This window comes from Streptomyces sp. NPDC044719 (genome assembly GCF_056433405.1).
In genome coordinates this window covers 20103-34101 of the sequence record NZ_JBWKHE010000001.1, presented here as the reverse complement: position 1 = coordinate 34101, position 13999 = coordinate 20103, and the positions used below count along the sequence as shown (strand labels likewise).

Sequence of the window (13999 nt, the reverse complement as noted above, 5' to 3'; positions counted from 1 at the left end):
CCGAAAGGAGAGGGCGATCCATGCACGATCCGGTCGACGAGGCGCTGCGCACTGTTGCGCGTCCGGGTATGGGAACCGAGAACGCCGGTCCTGCGCTGCGCGTGCTGGCCAGGATGCTGCGTCCGCGCACCGTGGTGGAAGTGGGGGCCGGCTCCTCGACGCTGCATTTGCTTCTCGGGCTGCGCGATGCCCGTTCGGAGGCCGACGAAGACCGGCGAATCGTCCGCGGAGAGGTCACAGCGGACGAACGGGCGTCGGTACTGCATCCACGTTCCGTACTCGACGCATACGTGCCAAGGCTCCTGGTCGTCGACGACCTCTCCGTACCCGGCACGTCTGCGCATCAGGTCCGGGAGACAGCCTGTTCGCTCGGCCTGGACGACATGCTCACCTTCGTCGAGCGAGACTTCTTCGACCTGGAAGAGCGTGAGATCGACGCATGGGGCCCATTGGACCTGGTGTGGCTCGACGCCGGCACACAGGCCGACGACTCCGGCTTCCTCACATCCCTCTGGCCCCATGTGGCGCCCGGCGGCACGATCGTGCTGCACGAGCCGTATCTGGCCACGACAGTCGAGACGCACACCCGGCAGGGCCTCAGCCGCGTGGCGGGCCGGGTTGTCCCCACACCGCTGTTGCAAGAACTGCGCCGCCAGGCCGCCGAATCGGCTGACGGCTTCGACGTACTTGCCTTGGGCGAACCTCACAAGCACCGCCAAACCGGCCTGCTGCTGTTGCGCAAGCACAGTTCGTGGGAGCGTGACAGGGGTGTCCCCTTCGCCGAGGAACTCAAGGCTCTGGGCGAGTCCGACTCCGCCAAAGCTCCCCTGCTGGGCCCGGTCTCCGCACAGGCGGCCGGCGACACGGCAGACACAGCGGGCAGGATCCTCGCAGTACTCGCCGACGACACTCGGCGCACCGTCTACAGCGCCGTCGTCCTGCAAGCCGGCACCACTCAGGGCATCGCAGAGCGTCTGGGAATGGCTCCCGGGCGATGTGCGAAGTCCCTCGCGGCGCTGGAACAGGCGGGATTGGTCGCGTACACCGAAAAGCTCTGGTCCACCGTCAATGACGTCTGGCGGCATGCGGCGCCTCGGCGCCCTCGGCCACGGCCTCAAACCTCGATCCCCACGAAGCACAGCAAGCGCAAGGCATTCCTCGAGGGACTCGTACCGCTTTTCGCACTTCAACGGCGTTACCCGGAAGCCGAGGTCAACGAAGTGTTGCGTGAGGTCCATCCGGATGTGGCCGCTCTGCGCCGGTATTTGGTGGAGGAGCAGCTGCTGATGCGAGCCGATGGTCAATACTGGCGGCCGTGATCAGCCGCGGTGCACGGCACCCAGCCGTGGCGCTCGAACCCATTCCCGGGATCAAAAGGGGCCCTCGAGTGAGGGCCCCTTTTTCCTGACTTACTCCCCGAGCAGCGCCCGGACCCGCTCCTGCCCCACCGCAAGGAGCAGCGTGGGCAGCCGCGGCCCGGTGTCACGTCCGACCAGCAGGTGGTACAGCAGCGCGAAGAAGGACCGCTGAGCCGTCTTGATCTCCGGCGGCAGTTCCTTCGGCGTCGCGTCGGCGGAGAACCCGGCCCGCACCTTCGGCACGCCGTAGACGAGGTGCGTCAGCCCGTCCAGCGACCAGTGCTCGGCGAGCCCGTCGAGCAGCAGCCGCAGCGACTGCAGGGAGGCCTCGTCGAGCGACTTCAGCAGCTCGCCGTCGGGCTCCTCCCGCACGATGGTCCGCTGGTCGGCGGGCACGTGCGTGTTGATCCAGGCCTCGGCCTTGTCGTATCGCGGCCGCGCCTCGTCGAGCGAGGTCAGCGGCTGCTCCGGGTCCAGCTCGCTGAGGATGCGCAGCGCCTGGTCCTCGTGCCCGGCGGTGATGTCCGCGACGGACGCCAGCGTGCGGTACGGCAGCGGCCGGACCGTCCGCGACAGCTCACCGGCGGCCGTACGCACCGCACGCGAGTGCGCGGCGGCGTCGGCCGGCAGGACGCTGCCGTCGGCGACCTTGGCGTCCAGCCGGTCCCACTCGTCGTACAGCCGCTGGATCTCCTGGTCGAAGGCGACCTTGAAGGACTGGTTGGGTCGGCGCCGCGCGTACAGCCAGCGCAGCAGCTGGGGTTCCATGATCTTCAGGGCGTCCGCCGGGGTCGGCACGCCACCGCGTGAGGACGACATCTTCGCCATGCCGCTGATGCCCACGAAGGCGTACATGGGCCCGATGGGCTGCTTCCCGCCGAAGATCCCGACGATCTGCCCGCCGACCTGGAACGACGACCCGGGAGAGGAGTGGTCGACGCCACTCGGCTCGAACACGACACCCTCGTAGGCCCACCGCATCGGCCAGTCGACCTTCCAGACCAGCTTGCCGCGGTTGAACTCGTTCAGCCGGACCGTCTCCGAGAAGCCGCACGCGGTGCAGGCGTACGTCAGCTCGGTGGAGTCGTCGTCGTAGGACGTGACGGTGGTGAGGTCCTTCTCGCAGTTGCCGCAGTACGGCTTGTACGGGAAGTAGCCGGCGGCGGTGGAGCTGCCGTCGTCCTCACCGGCCGCGCCCGAGCCCTCGGCGGCCTCCAGCTCGGCCTCGTCGACCGGCTTCTGCCCCTGCTTCTTGGCCGGGGCCTTCTTCGTCCGGTACTGGTCGAGGATCGCGTCGATGTCGCCGCGGTGCTTGACGGCGTGCAGGATCTGCTCGCGGTACACACCGGAGGTGTACTGCGCGGTCTGGCTGATCCCGTCGAACTCCACTCCCAGCTCGGCCAGCGACTCGACCATCGCGGCCTTGAAGTGCTCGGCCCAGTTCGGGTGCGAGGAGCCCTTCGGCGCCGGGACGGAGGTCAGCGGCTTGCCGATGTGCTCGGCCCACGACTCGTCTACCCCCGCGATACCCGCCGGGACCTTGCGGTAGCGGTCGTAGTCGTCCCAGGAGATGAGGTGCCGCACCTGGTGCCCCCGGCGGCGGATCTCGTCGGCGACGAGGTGCGGGGTCATGACCTCGCGCAGGTTCCCGAGGTGGATGGGGCCGGACGGGGAGAGCCCGGACGCGACGACGACGGGTTTGCCCGGGGCCCGACGCTCCGACTCCTCGATGACCTCATCCGCGAAACGGGAGACCCAGTCGGTGGTCTCGGTGCTCTGAGCCACGATCGGCACGTCCTTCTTTCTCCAGGGCAGCCGTACGGTCAACGGCCGGTGCCCATTCTCCCAGACGGCATCCCGCCCGGGAAAATGGCTTTACCCCCCGTGGGATACTGAGCGTGCCCATCGATTCCCACGAGGAGAACGGCATCCATCCCATGACCTCGGTCACGTCGCTCACCGCTCAAGTCCAGCAGCGTCTCGCGAACGCCCTGTCGGCCACCCGGCCGGAGGCCGACGCCGACCCGCTGCTGCGACGTAGCGACCGGGCCGACTTCCAGGCCAACGGGATCCTGGCCCTCGCCAAGAAGGCCAAGTCGAACCCCCGGGAACTGGCGACGGAGGTCGTCGGCAACATCGTCACCGGTGACGTGATCAAGGACGTCGAGGTCTCCGGCCCCGGCTTCCTCAACATCACGATCGCCGACCGGGCGATCACCGGGAACCTCGCCGCGCGGCACGCGGACGGCGAGCGGCTCGGCGTGCCGCTGAAGGAGGACGCGGGCATCACGGTCGTCGACTACGCCCAGCCGAACGTGGCGAAGGAGATGCACGTCGGTCACCTGCGGTCGGCGGTCATCGGCGACGCGCTGCGCGGCATGCTCGACTTCACCGGCGAGAAGACGATCGGCCGGCACCACATCGGCGACTGGGGCACCCAGTTCGGCATGCTCATCCAGTACCTGTTCGAGCACCCCGGCGAGCTGGCCCCCGCGGCCGACGTCGACGGCGAGCAGGCGATGAGCAACCTGAACCGGGTGTACAAGGCGTCGCGTGCGCTCTTCGACGCGGACGAGGAGTTCAAGGAGCGGGCCCGTAAGCGGGTCGTCGCCCTCCAGTCCGGTGACAAGGAGACGCTCGAGCTGTGGCAGCAGTTCGTGGACGAGTCGAAGGTCTACTTCTACTCCGTCTTCGAGAAGCTCGACATGGAGATCCGCGACGAGGAGATCGTCGGCGAGTCCGCGTACAACGAGGGCATGCCCGAGACCGCCCGCATCCTGGAGGAGACGGGTGTCGCGGTGCGCTCCGAGGGCGCGCTCGTGGTGTTCTTCGACGAGATCCGCGGCAAGGACGACCAGCCGGTCCCGCTGATCGTGCAGAAGGCCGACGGCGGCTTCGGCTACGCGGCCTCCGACCTGACGGCGATCCGGAACCGGGTCCAGGACCTGCACGCCTCGTCCCTGCTCTACGTCGTGGACGTCCGTCAGTCGCTGCACTTCAAGATGGTCTTCGAGACGGCCCGCCGGGCGGGCTGGCTGAACGACGGCGTCACCGCGCACAACATGGGCTACGGCACGGTGCTCGGCGCGGACGGCAAGCCGTTCAAGACGCGTGAGGGCGAGACCGTACGGCTGGAGGACCTGCTGGACGAGGCGGTGCAGCGGGCCGCCGAGGTCGTGCGGGAGAAGGCGCAGGACCTCACGGAGGACGAGATCCAGGAGCGGGCCGCTCAGGTCGGCATCGGTGCCGTGAAGTACGCGGACCTGTCGACGTCGCCGAACCGGGACTACAAGTTCGACCTGGACCAGATGGTGTCGCTGAACGGCGACACGTCCGTCTACCTCCAGTACGCGTACGCCCGGATCCAGTCGATCCTGCGCAAGGCGGGCGAGACCAAGCCGGCCGCGCACCCGGAGCTGGAGCTGCACGCGGCGGAGCGGGCGCTCGGCCTGCACCTGGACGCGTTCGGCGACACGGTCTTCGAGGCGGCCGCGGAGTACGCCCCGCACAAGCTGGCCGCGTACCTGTACCAGCTGGCGTCGCTGTACACGTCGTTCTACGACAAGTGCCCGGTGCTGAAGGCCGAGTCGCCCGAGCAGGTGGAGAACCGCCTGTTCCTGTGCGACGTGACGGCCCGTACGCTCCACCAGGGCATGGCCCTGCTGGGCATCCGGACGCCCGAGCGGCTCTGAGCCCGGCCCTGACGACAGGCCGAGGGCGGCACTCCCCCGTTGAGTGCCGCCCTCGGGGTTGTGCAGACCCGCCGGTCAGCGGCAGTTGACCCACGTGTTGGACTTCATGTAGCGGGTCGTGCCGCCGGTCTCCTTGTACCCCCTCGGGACAACCCCGCTGGACCCGCGGTGGTTCTTCTCCGAGAACCACTTGAAGTCGCAGGAAGCGCCGTGGTTGTACCAGGACTTGAAGCCCTGGAACACGGCGAACTGGGTCAGGTCGTTGTTGGTCCCGGCGACCTTCTGCATGCGGCCGGTGTAGTTCTGCCCGGCCCACACGCAGAACCAGCCCGAGGGACAGTCCGACGCCGCCTGCGGCGAGGCCTCCGCCGCACCGGCCGTACCCGCGTTGCCGGCCAGCAGACCACCGGTCAGCGCGATCCCCCCGGCCATGACGGCGAGCTTCCTGGTCATACGCATTGTGCTTGCCCCCTTCGTGGTGGGCCGACCACACCGGCCGGCTCGACAACGAGACTGCGGGCCGGGGACTGGGATCCACCACAGTCGCCGCAGAAGTGACGTACTCACGGGACGTCCCCCACCCTGACCTGCCCGGACATCACCCGCCGGGACGGTACGGCGGGACGCTCGCGGCGGGCGGTGGCCGAATCGGTAGGGGGCGGCAGGGGGATCGGAACCGATGTATGGGGCACCGCGTGGATGCTGATGCAGAATGCGGCGGTAACGGGACCGCTGACCACGGTCCGCGAACGCGAGTGGGGGGAACATGTCGCGTTGGAAAGGGCTGCCCGAAGAACTGGACCCGCGTGTGCGGCAGTTGGTGGTGCGATTACGCCGGGCCAAGGACCACAGCGGACTGAGTCTGCGCCGGCTCGCGGCGAAGACGGGCTACAGCGCGTCGTCCTGGGAGCGCTACCTCGCCGGCCGCTCTCTCCCGCCGCGGGAGGCCGTCGAGGCGATGGCCCGGCTCGGCGGTGACGATCCGACCCGGCTGCTCGCGCTGCACGAGGTCGCCGCCGAGGCTTGGGGCACGGGGGCCGAGCACCGCAGAGCACCGGCCGGGCCCGGCACCGGCACAGCCCGCCCGCACGGCCGGGCGCTGCGCATCACCCTCGTCGCCGGGTCGGTGGCCTTGGTGCTGGCCGTCGCCGCCGCGGTACTGCTGGCCGTACGGCTCACGGACGGCGAGGGCGAGGCGGCCGCGACCCCCCTCACCGCGTCCGCGGCCACGCGGGCCCCGGGGACACCGAAGCAGCCGGAACGCGAGCGCCCCACCTACACCTGCCGGGCGGAGCGGATCGACGGCCGCTGGTACGCGGGCAACAGCCGTACCCAGAAGGCCATCCTGGCGAAGGGCCACGCCGGACCGGAGGTGGCCGAGGCGCAGTGCCTGCTGCGTGACGCGGGCCTCTCGCCGGGAGCCGTGGACGGCATCTTCGGCCCGCACACGCAACGCGCGGTCAAGGACCTGCAGAAGCGTTCCGGCCTGGTCGTGGACGGCATCATCGGCCCGCACACCTGGAAGGCCCTACGGGAATGACGCGGTCCGCGCAGCACGCGCTGCCGCCGGAACGCGCCCGGCTGGCCGCCGCACTGAGGGACTTGCGGACCGGGACGGGCCTGAGCCTGGCGGCCCTCTCAGCGAAGACCACCTTCAGCAAGTCGTCCTGGGAGCGCTATCTCAACGGCAAGTCCCTGCCGCCCAGCCGAGCGGTGCGGGAGCTGTGCAGCCTCGCCGGCGAGCCGGAGGGCCGCTGCCTGGCGCTGTGGGAGCTCGCGGAGTCGGAGTGGAGCGGCCGGGCGGCGGCACGGCCCACGGAGGCCCCCGTGCCCCCGGACCCTGCGGAAACGGACACCGGGCACCCTCCCGGCGGCAGGGGCGCGGTCATGGCGGTCCTCGCGTCGGTCTGCGCGTTGGCGGCCGGCGGCCTCTCGGTCGCCCTGGTCCTCCTCGCGGGCCACACCGGCGACAGCCGCCCCTCCGCACCGCCTTCCTCCGCCCCGGCACCCCGCTGCCGGGGAGCCACCTGCGAGGGCCAGGACCCGATGCCCATGAAGTGCGGCACACACCCCCTCACCCTCGCCTCACACCGCACCTCCACCGGAGCCCACCTCGAACTGCGCTACAGCGCGGAGTGCGGGACTGGCTGGGCCAGGATGTGGAGCACGCGCATCGGCGACCGTCTTGAGCTGGACACGGCCGACGTGGGCCGTCCGCACACCGCTGAGATCACGGACGGCATCGCCGCACAGTCGTACATCTACACACCCATGACCGAGGCGCGACCGGGCGCGACCGTCCGGGCCTGCTTCCTCCCGATGACGGGAGGAAGCCGCGAATGCTTCGAATCCCGCGTCCAACGGGTCGCCGTCCCGTCCCCGTCTCAGCGCTGAGCCGTGCTGCTCGCGCCGTCCAGTGCCTCCCGGATGATGTCCGCGTGCCCGGCGTGCTGGGCCGTCTCCCGGATCAGATGCAGCAGGATCCGGCGCGCCGACCAGTACTCGGGCTCCGGTGGCGACCAGGGAGTCACCGGCAGGGGCACGCTGTGGCCCAGGTCCGGCAGCCCGGCCAGGGCCTCGTCGGTCGCCCGCGCGGCTGTGGCGTACCGCTCCAGCAGCCCGTCGAGCGTGTCGCCCTCGGCCATGCGGTACTGCCCCATGTCGAGCATCCCGTCGGGCAGTTCACCGTCGCCCCTGACCATGATCCGCGTCCACGCCTCCTCGCCCCGGGCGAGGTGCTTCACGATCCCGCCCAGGGTCAGCTCACTCACGGTCGTGCGCCGGGCGGCCTGCGCGTCTCCGAGTCCGCGCACGGTGATCAGCAGCAGTTCCCGCTGCTCGGCGAGAGCGGACAACAGGTCGGTCTTCTCCGAGGAAGTGGTCATGGCAGGACCGTACGGAGCGATTAGGTCAGCTCGCGTCCTCTGATGTCCCCTTGTCAGTGGCCGGATCTACAGTCACCACCATGGCGACACTTCCGAACCCGCTCCCGACACTGGCGGCAGACCCGAGCGGCCGCGCACTGGGGCTTGAACTCCCCGCCGGGACCCTGCTCGACACCACCGACGAGGGCCCCTGGTACGAGCCGTTGCTGTGGTGCGCGCAGGAGCGGGCCGTGCCGGGCGACTGGACGGCGCTGGAGCCGACGCGACGGGTCGGGCTGCTGCCGGTCGTGCTCGATGTGGGGGACGGCCATGGCGGGCCGGACCGCTGGGAGCTGATGCCCGGCGAGGTGTCCTACCCCGGGGATCACGACGCCGAAGAGGTGCTGGCGGAGTACTGGGAGGAGTGCGCGGCCGACGGCGCATGGCCCGGGCAGGCCTCGCCCGCCGCTCGGGGGCAGGACCCGGAGGCGGTCGCCACGAACATCGCGGACTCGCTGCTCGAGGACGGCGGTCCGCTGAAGGACCCCCGCCTCGCCCTGGTCCCGGCCCGCCGCAGCGCCGACATCCCGACGGCGATCGGCTGGACGGGCCCGGCGAACCACGAGGGCGACACGGCCCGCCTCAGCGCGGTGCTGCGCTCCTGGGAGGACCGCTTCGGCATACGGGTCGTGGCCCTCGGCTTCGATCATCTGCTGGTGTCGGTAGCCGCCCCACCCACCACCCTCGCGGAGGCGGAAGCCGTCGCCGCCGAGCACTTCGCGTTCTGCCCGGACAACATCTGGCAGAGCACCGACCCCACCCTGCGGGCCTACGCCGAGCGCCGGCTCCTCGACCAGCCGATCTGGCACTTCTGGTGGGACTAGGCACCTTCAGCCGGCAGCAGCGTCATCCCCTCGGGCACAGCGATGCCGAACTCCTCCTCAAGAAGCCGCCGCGCCTCCGCCTCACCGGTCACCACGCGCTCGGTGACCGTCCCGTCGGCGCGGGTGTCGGTCAGCAGGCTCCCGTGGAGCAGCAGGTGCCGCGCGGCGCTGACGCTCTGGACGTAGACGCGCTGGGTGAACGGCGAGCGCGGGTTCGTGCCGATGTGCCAGTTGATGACGTCGAGATCGGGCTTCTCGAAGGGCTCCAGGGTGAAGGCGTACTGACCGGCCCAGTCGTCCTTTCCCCGGTCGTGGGCCTGGAGTACCCACATCTCCAGGGGCCCGTCGTGCGGCACGTGCACCAGCCGATGCCGCCGACCGGCCCCGGCGAACTCGACGTCCGTCACCAGCGGCACCGGCTCCAGCAGCGCGCCGATCGCCCCGAAGCCGACGTCCGCGAGGTACGGCCGCGGTTCGCCGGGTACCTCCACCAGCAGCGCCATGTGTGTGCGCGGCCGGCTCGCGATGCGGTCGGCGCCCACGACGACCCGCGCGGTCAGCAGGGCCACCCGGAATCCCAGCGCCTCCAGCGCGCAGGCGAACAGCGTGTTGTGCTCATAGCAGTATCCGCCGCGTCGGCCGTGGACAAGCTTGGCCATCAGGTCGGCCTGCTCGAGGGAAGGCGCCCGGCGGCGCAGTGCGTCGAGGTTCTCGAACGGGATGGCCCGCATGTGCGACAGCTGCACACCACGCAAGGTCGCCGCGTCGGCCCGCCGCTGCCCCTCCCATCCGATCCGCCGGAGATACGCGTCGAGGTCGAACTGCTCGGAATCGGACATGACGTCACCGTAACCAGCACGGTCCGCCCCGGGCCGCAGTCCACAGCCGTAGCTCCCGCTCCGCCTTTGGCCCTAGGCCGTGTCCGGCCCAGGGCCTGCTGTCAGGATCAGGCGCGGCCCGCCCGCACCCCCTCCCCCAGCCTCCGCAGCCCCTCCCCGATCTCCTCCGGCGTCTGCGTCACGAAGCACAGCCGCAGGGTCGTGCGGTCGGGGTCGCCTGCGTAGAAGGGGGCGCCGGGGACGTACGCCACGTCGTGCCGCACCACCTGCGGCAGCAGAGCCGCCGTGTCGTACGGCTCCGGCAGGCGCGCCCAGAGGAACATGCCGCCCTCGGGCCGGTTCCAGACCGACCCCTCGGGCAGCGCCCCGGCCAGCCCCGCGAGCATGGCGTCCCGGCGTTCGCGGTACACACCGGCGACGCGCGTGACGTGGGCGTCCAGGTCGTGGTCGGCCAGGTACCGGGCCGCGGCGAGCTGGTTGACGGTCGGGGTGTGCAGGTCGGCGGCCTGCTTGGCGACGGCACAGGCGCGCCGCAGCTCCCCGGGGGCGCGCAGCCAGCCAAGCCGCAGTCCGGGCGCCATGACCTTGGAGAAGCTGCCGAGCAGCACCGTACGGTCCTCGGCGCCCGGGTGGGAGGCGATCCAGGGCACGCGGTCGCCCTCGTAGCGCAGCTCGCCGTAGGGATCGTCCTCGACGATCCACAGCCCGCGCCGCGCGGCGACGGCGGCCACGGCGGCACGCCGCCCGGCGGGCAGCGTACGTCCGGTGGGGTTCTGGAAGGTGGGCACGGTGTACAGCAGCTTGGGCCGCTCTCGCGCCACCAGCTCCTCCAGCGCCTCGGGATCGACGCCGTGCTCGTCGCCGGGTACGGCCACGACCCGCGCCCCGGCGAAGCCGAAGGCCTGAAGTGCCGCCAGATAGCAGGGGTTCTCGACGAGGACGGTGTCCCCGGGTTCGAGCAGCGCGGTGGCCAGGAGGGAGAGGGCCTGCTGCGAGCCGGTGGTGACGAGCAGGTCCTCGGCGCCGGTCGGCAGGCCGCGTGCGGTGGTACGTGCGGCCAGCGCGCCCCGCAGCACCGGCTCGCCCTCGGTCGTGGAGTACTGCAACGCCCGCTCGGGCACCTCGGCGAGCACCGCCCGGTACGCGGCCGCTATGCCCTCCGCGTCGAACAGCTCCGGCGCCGGCAGCCCGCCCGCGAAGTTGATCACGTCGGGGCGGGCGGTGATCGCCAGGATGTCCCGTACGGGGGAGCCGCCGACGGACCGGGCCCGCGCGGCGAGCGACGGCACGGGAGAGCGGGTGGGCGCGTGATCGGCGACGGTCATGGCACGGCTCCTTCGGCTGCGGTGACGCCTCGTGCCCCGCACCCTAGAGAAATGCGTGCCGCCTACAAGAAGATTTCCGGGATTCGGACACGGGAGCATCCGGTCCCCGGCTCAGCCCTTGGCCCCGATCCCCGCGTAAACATTGATGTCCGCGTCCGTGACGTCGTTGATGTCGCGGTAACGGACCTTCTCGATGTCGTCGAGGCGCGCGAGGAAGGACTCCTCCGGCTGCTCGGGGACGGGAGCCGCGTGGTCGGGCCGCCAGCGGTGCGCCGGGACGACGCCCGGGTCGGCGATCTCCAGGGAGTTCTCCGTGAAGAACCGCTCGACCTCCGCCCGGGACCGCAGCACGAAGGTGAACCCCCGCTCGGTGTACGTCCGCTGGACCGCGCGGATGTTCTCGGGGTTGAGGTCCTCGGTGAGATGGCTGAGCACCAGCCGGCTGCCGACGGGCAGCGCTTCGAGCAGCTCACGCACCAGCGGATACGCCTCCCCGTCCTCGACGAAGTGCAGGATCGCGACCAGGCACAGCGCGACCGGCTGGTCGAAGTCCAATGTCTTGGCGGCCTGTTCGAGGATGCGGGCCGGGTCCCGCAGATCGGCGTCGATGTAGTCCGTACGCCCCTCGGGCCCACTGGTCAGCAGGGCCCGCGCATGCGCGAGCACGACCGGGTCGTTGTCGACGTACACGACCCGCGACTCGGGGGCGACGCGCTGCGCGATCTGGTGCACGTTCTCGGCGGTCGGCAGCCCCGTGCCGATGTCGAGGAACTGCCGGACGCCGTCCTGCTCCACCAGCGTGGTCACCGCGCGGCGCAGGAAGTCGCGGTTGTGCCGGACGTCGAGGTACCCGCGCGGATTGGCGGAGAGCGCGGCGGCGGCCGCGTCCCGGTCGGCCGGGTAGTGGTCCTTGCCCCCGAGGAAGACGTCGTAGACCCGCGCCGGGTGCGCCTTGCTGCTGTCGATCCTCCTCTGCAGCTCGGCGGGATCCTGGCTGAGCGCGTCACCGGACATGGACGTCTCCCTGAAGAGTAGGTGGTTCAATCAGCAACCACTCCAACGGTCAACAACCTAACGCCTCAACTGATTTGATGGTGCCCGTGCGAACCGGCGAGCGAGCGACGACGACCCTCTGGCGCCCCACCGGCCCCAAGGAACTGGACCTGCTGCGGGAGCTCGACTGGCGTGCCTGGCCGCCCCGGCTCCCCGAGCAGCCGATCTTCTACCCGGTCCTCAACGAGGACTACGCCGTCAGGATCGCCCGCGACTGGAACGTCAAGCACGACGGCGCCGGCTACGTCACCCGGTTCGAGGTCGACTCCGGCTTCCTGAACCGCTACCCGGTCCAGCAGGCCGGCGGGCGGACGATCCTCGAACTGTGGGTACCGGCTGAGGAACTCGACGAGTTCAACGCCCACATCGTCGGCAAGATCGAGCTGGTGCACGAGTTCCACTGAGAGCAGGTCAGTCGGTCCGCCGTCCGGTCACTCGGTGGTCCCCTCCTCGACCCACTTGTCACCGCCCAGCGGGAACTCGTACGCCGGACGCCCGTTGTTCCCGCTCGTACGGAAGGGCCGGCCCTTGTCGTCCACCGTCAGCGTGCCCTGCCGGCTTCCGCTGGACCAGCTCAGCTCCAGGTACCAGCTGACGTCGTAGGCGGAGGCGTCGGCCCGGATGTAGTAGACCTCCGGGTCGGACTGGCTCACCGAGAACGGGAAGTCGTCATGACCCGCCTCGGCGACGACGGAGGGCCGCGCGGCATCGAGGGCGACCGTGAAGAAGCGCGTAGGGACGCCACCGCCGCAGCCGACGCCCGGATAGCCCATGGCGTAGTCGTTCCAGGCGAGCGGCGTCCGCTTGCCGGCCATACGGACCGTCAGCCCGTCGACGACCACCGTCTCCTTGCCCGTGCCCTGCACGGTGAGCTTCAGAAACTGCTGCCCCGACGGGACGGCCCCCGTCGCCGCCACCCAGGCGGGCGCGTCCTGCTCCAGCGGCGGCGGCCCGACCTGCCCCGGCGGACGGTTCACCAAGTAGCGCTGGGAACAGGGGTCTTCCCAAGCATGCGCGGTGGTGTTCACGGTGAGGGGGACGGAGCCGGCGGCGGGGACGCTGGTACGGCCGGGACGGCCGCCGTCGCCCTCGCCGGCAGCGGGGGCACGCGAGGCAGGGGACGCGGAGGCGGAGCCCTTTCCCCCGTCCTCGCTCTTGCTGTTGCCTTTGTCCTTGCCCTTCTCCTTGCCGGTGCCGGCGGAGGAACTGCCCGAGGGAGACGCCGAGGCGCCCGAACCGCCGTCCTGCGCCCGGCCGCCGTCGGACACCGCGGCCGTACCCCGGCGCCCGTCCTCGTCCGCCCCACCGGAGGGCACGGCCACGGCGAGCCCGACCCCGCCCAGCACGACGGCGGCGGCGATACCGGCGAGGAGCGCGGGACGAGGCCGCCGTGACCGGGGCGGATCCGCGGGAGCAGCCGAGGCATCCGCAACCGCCCCCGGCCCGTCAGCAACCGGAGCCACTGCCCCTGCCACTGCCCCTGCCGCAGCCACTGGCGCCAGCGCAGGCTCGGACGAGCCCCCACCCCCCTTGCGCCCCCGCCCCGCATCCGCCAGCACCCACCGCCGATGCAGCTCGACGAGCTCCTCGGGCGACGCCTTGCACAGCCGGGCGAGCCTCTCCACCGGCGCGTAGTCGGCGGGCACGGCATCCCCATTGCAGTACCGGTGCAGCGTCGACGTGCTCATGTGGAGCCGCTTGGCGAGCACCCCGTAGCTCAGCCCGGAACGGTCCTTCAACTCCCCCAGCAGCGCGGCGAACCCCGCCGCGGCCGTGCCTTCCGACACCCTTCCTCCATCCCCCGCTGTCCCGTTCACCCGTTCCAAGGCAGGGACGTTTCCCCAGGTCAAGGCCTGTACGGGCGTTCCAGCGTCCCGGATGCTCCGCCGGGTGTGGCGGCCGGGACGGATGACCGCACAAGCTCTGGTCATCCAAGCACGCCGCTCCCGGCCGACCCGTCGGCGGCTCGCTCGGCTCTTCTCGC

At 70.9% G+C, this 13999-nt stretch carries 13 protein-coding genes; 6 read left to right on the top strand and 7 right to left on the bottom strand.

The features are described 5' to 3' along the window. Positions 1 to 20: 20 nt before the first annotated feature. Entirely contained in the window at positions 21 to 1319 is a 1299-nt protein-coding gene (locus AC07DF_RS00170; protein ID WP_478965468.1) for a DUF2087 domain-containing protein, read from the top strand. A gap of 90 nt (positions 1320 to 1409) precedes the next feature. Here the strand turns inward: AC07DF_RS00170 and lysS are convergent, their stop codons facing one another. Further along, on the bottom strand, positions 1410 to 3152 hold the full coding sequence (gene lysS / locus AC07DF_RS00165; RefSeq protein ID WP_478965467.1) for a lysine--tRNA ligase: 1743 nt from the start codon (positions 3150 to 3152) through the stop codon (positions 1410 to 1412). A gap of 143 nt (positions 3153 to 3295) precedes the next feature. On the opposite strand from lysS, the gene argS reads away from it, so the two are divergent. After that, complete coding sequence (gene argS, locus AC07DF_RS00160) at positions 3296 to 5050, top strand: arginine--tRNA ligase (RefSeq protein WP_478967518.1); 1755 nt, start codon at positions 3296 to 3298, stop codon at positions 5048 to 5050. Between the two features lie 75 nt (positions 5051 to 5125). Here the strand turns inward: argS and AC07DF_RS00155 are convergent, their stop codons facing one another. After that, on the bottom strand, positions 5126 to 5509 hold the full coding sequence (locus tag AC07DF_RS00155) for a peptidase inhibitor family I36 protein (RefSeq protein WP_478965465.1): 384 nt from the start codon (positions 5507 to 5509) through the stop codon (positions 5126 to 5128). 307 nt (positions 5510 to 5816) lie between these two features. Between AC07DF_RS00155 and AC07DF_RS00150 the strand changes: the two genes are divergently transcribed. Both AC07DF_RS00150 and AC07DF_RS00145 read left to right on the top strand, forming a co-directional pair. Then, the gene (locus AC07DF_RS00150; protein WP_478965463.1) at positions 5817 to 6590 is read left to right on the top strand and encodes a peptidoglycan-binding protein; all 774 of its coding nucleotides are present in this window, start codon (positions 5817 to 5819) and stop codon (positions 6588 to 6590) included. Beyond that, a complete protein-coding gene (locus tag AC07DF_RS00145; RefSeq protein WP_478965461.1) occupies positions 6587 to 7444 on the top strand; it encodes a helix-turn-helix domain-containing protein in 858 nt (285 codons plus the stop codon). Before AC07DF_RS00150 ends, AC07DF_RS00145 begins: the two co-directional genes overlap by 4 nt. Here the strand turns inward: AC07DF_RS00145 and AC07DF_RS00140 are convergent. Then, the gene (locus tag AC07DF_RS00140; protein ID WP_478965459.1) at positions 7435 to 7935 is read right to left on the bottom strand and encodes a DinB family protein; all 501 of its coding nucleotides are present in this window, start codon (positions 7933 to 7935) and stop codon (positions 7435 to 7437) included. The genes AC07DF_RS00145 and AC07DF_RS00140 overlap by 10 nt on opposite strands. 80 nt (positions 7936 to 8015) lie before the next feature. Here AC07DF_RS00140 and AC07DF_RS00135 point away from each other — a divergent pair, with 80 nt between their 5' ends. Next, positions 8016 to 8798 (top strand): DUF4253 domain-containing protein, encoded by a 783-nt coding sequence (locus AC07DF_RS00135; protein WP_478965457.1) that lies wholly within the window; start codon positions 8016 to 8018, stop codon positions 8796 to 8798. Here the strand turns inward: AC07DF_RS00135 and AC07DF_RS00130 are convergent. From AC07DF_RS00130 to AC07DF_RS00120, 3 genes are all read right to left on the bottom strand, one after another. Continuing rightward, positions 8795 to 9637 carry an arylamine N-acetyltransferase family protein gene (locus AC07DF_RS00130; protein ID WP_478965455.1) on the bottom strand — a complete coding sequence of 281 codons (843 nt, stop codon included), beginning with the start codon at positions 9635 to 9637 and terminating at the stop codon, positions 8795 to 8797. The genes AC07DF_RS00135 and AC07DF_RS00130 overlap by 4 nt on opposite strands. Before the next feature lie 107 nt (positions 9638 to 9744). Beyond that, entirely contained in the window at positions 9745 to 10962 is a 1218-nt protein-coding gene (locus tag AC07DF_RS00125; RefSeq protein WP_478965453.1) for an aminotransferase-like domain-containing protein, read from the bottom strand. A 111-nt stretch (positions 10963 to 11073) separates the two neighbouring features. Next, a complete protein-coding gene (locus AC07DF_RS00120; RefSeq protein WP_478965451.1) occupies positions 11074 to 11976 on the bottom strand; it encodes an SAM-dependent methyltransferase in 903 nt (300 codons plus the stop codon). Positions 11977 to 12053: 77 nt separating this feature from the next. On the opposite strand from AC07DF_RS00120, the gene AC07DF_RS00115 reads away from it, so the two are divergent. Next, positions 12054 to 12419 (top strand): hypothetical protein, encoded by a 366-nt coding sequence (locus tag AC07DF_RS00115; protein ID WP_478965449.1) that lies wholly within the window; start codon positions 12054 to 12056, stop codon positions 12417 to 12419. Positions 12420 to 12446: 27 nt separating this feature from the next. On the opposite strand, the gene AC07DF_RS00110 is transcribed toward AC07DF_RS00115, so the two are convergent. Next, entirely contained in the window at positions 12447 to 13802 is a 1356-nt protein-coding gene (locus AC07DF_RS00110) for a helix-turn-helix domain-containing protein (RefSeq protein WP_478965447.1), read from the bottom strand. Positions 13803 to 13999 lie beyond the last annotated feature (197 nt).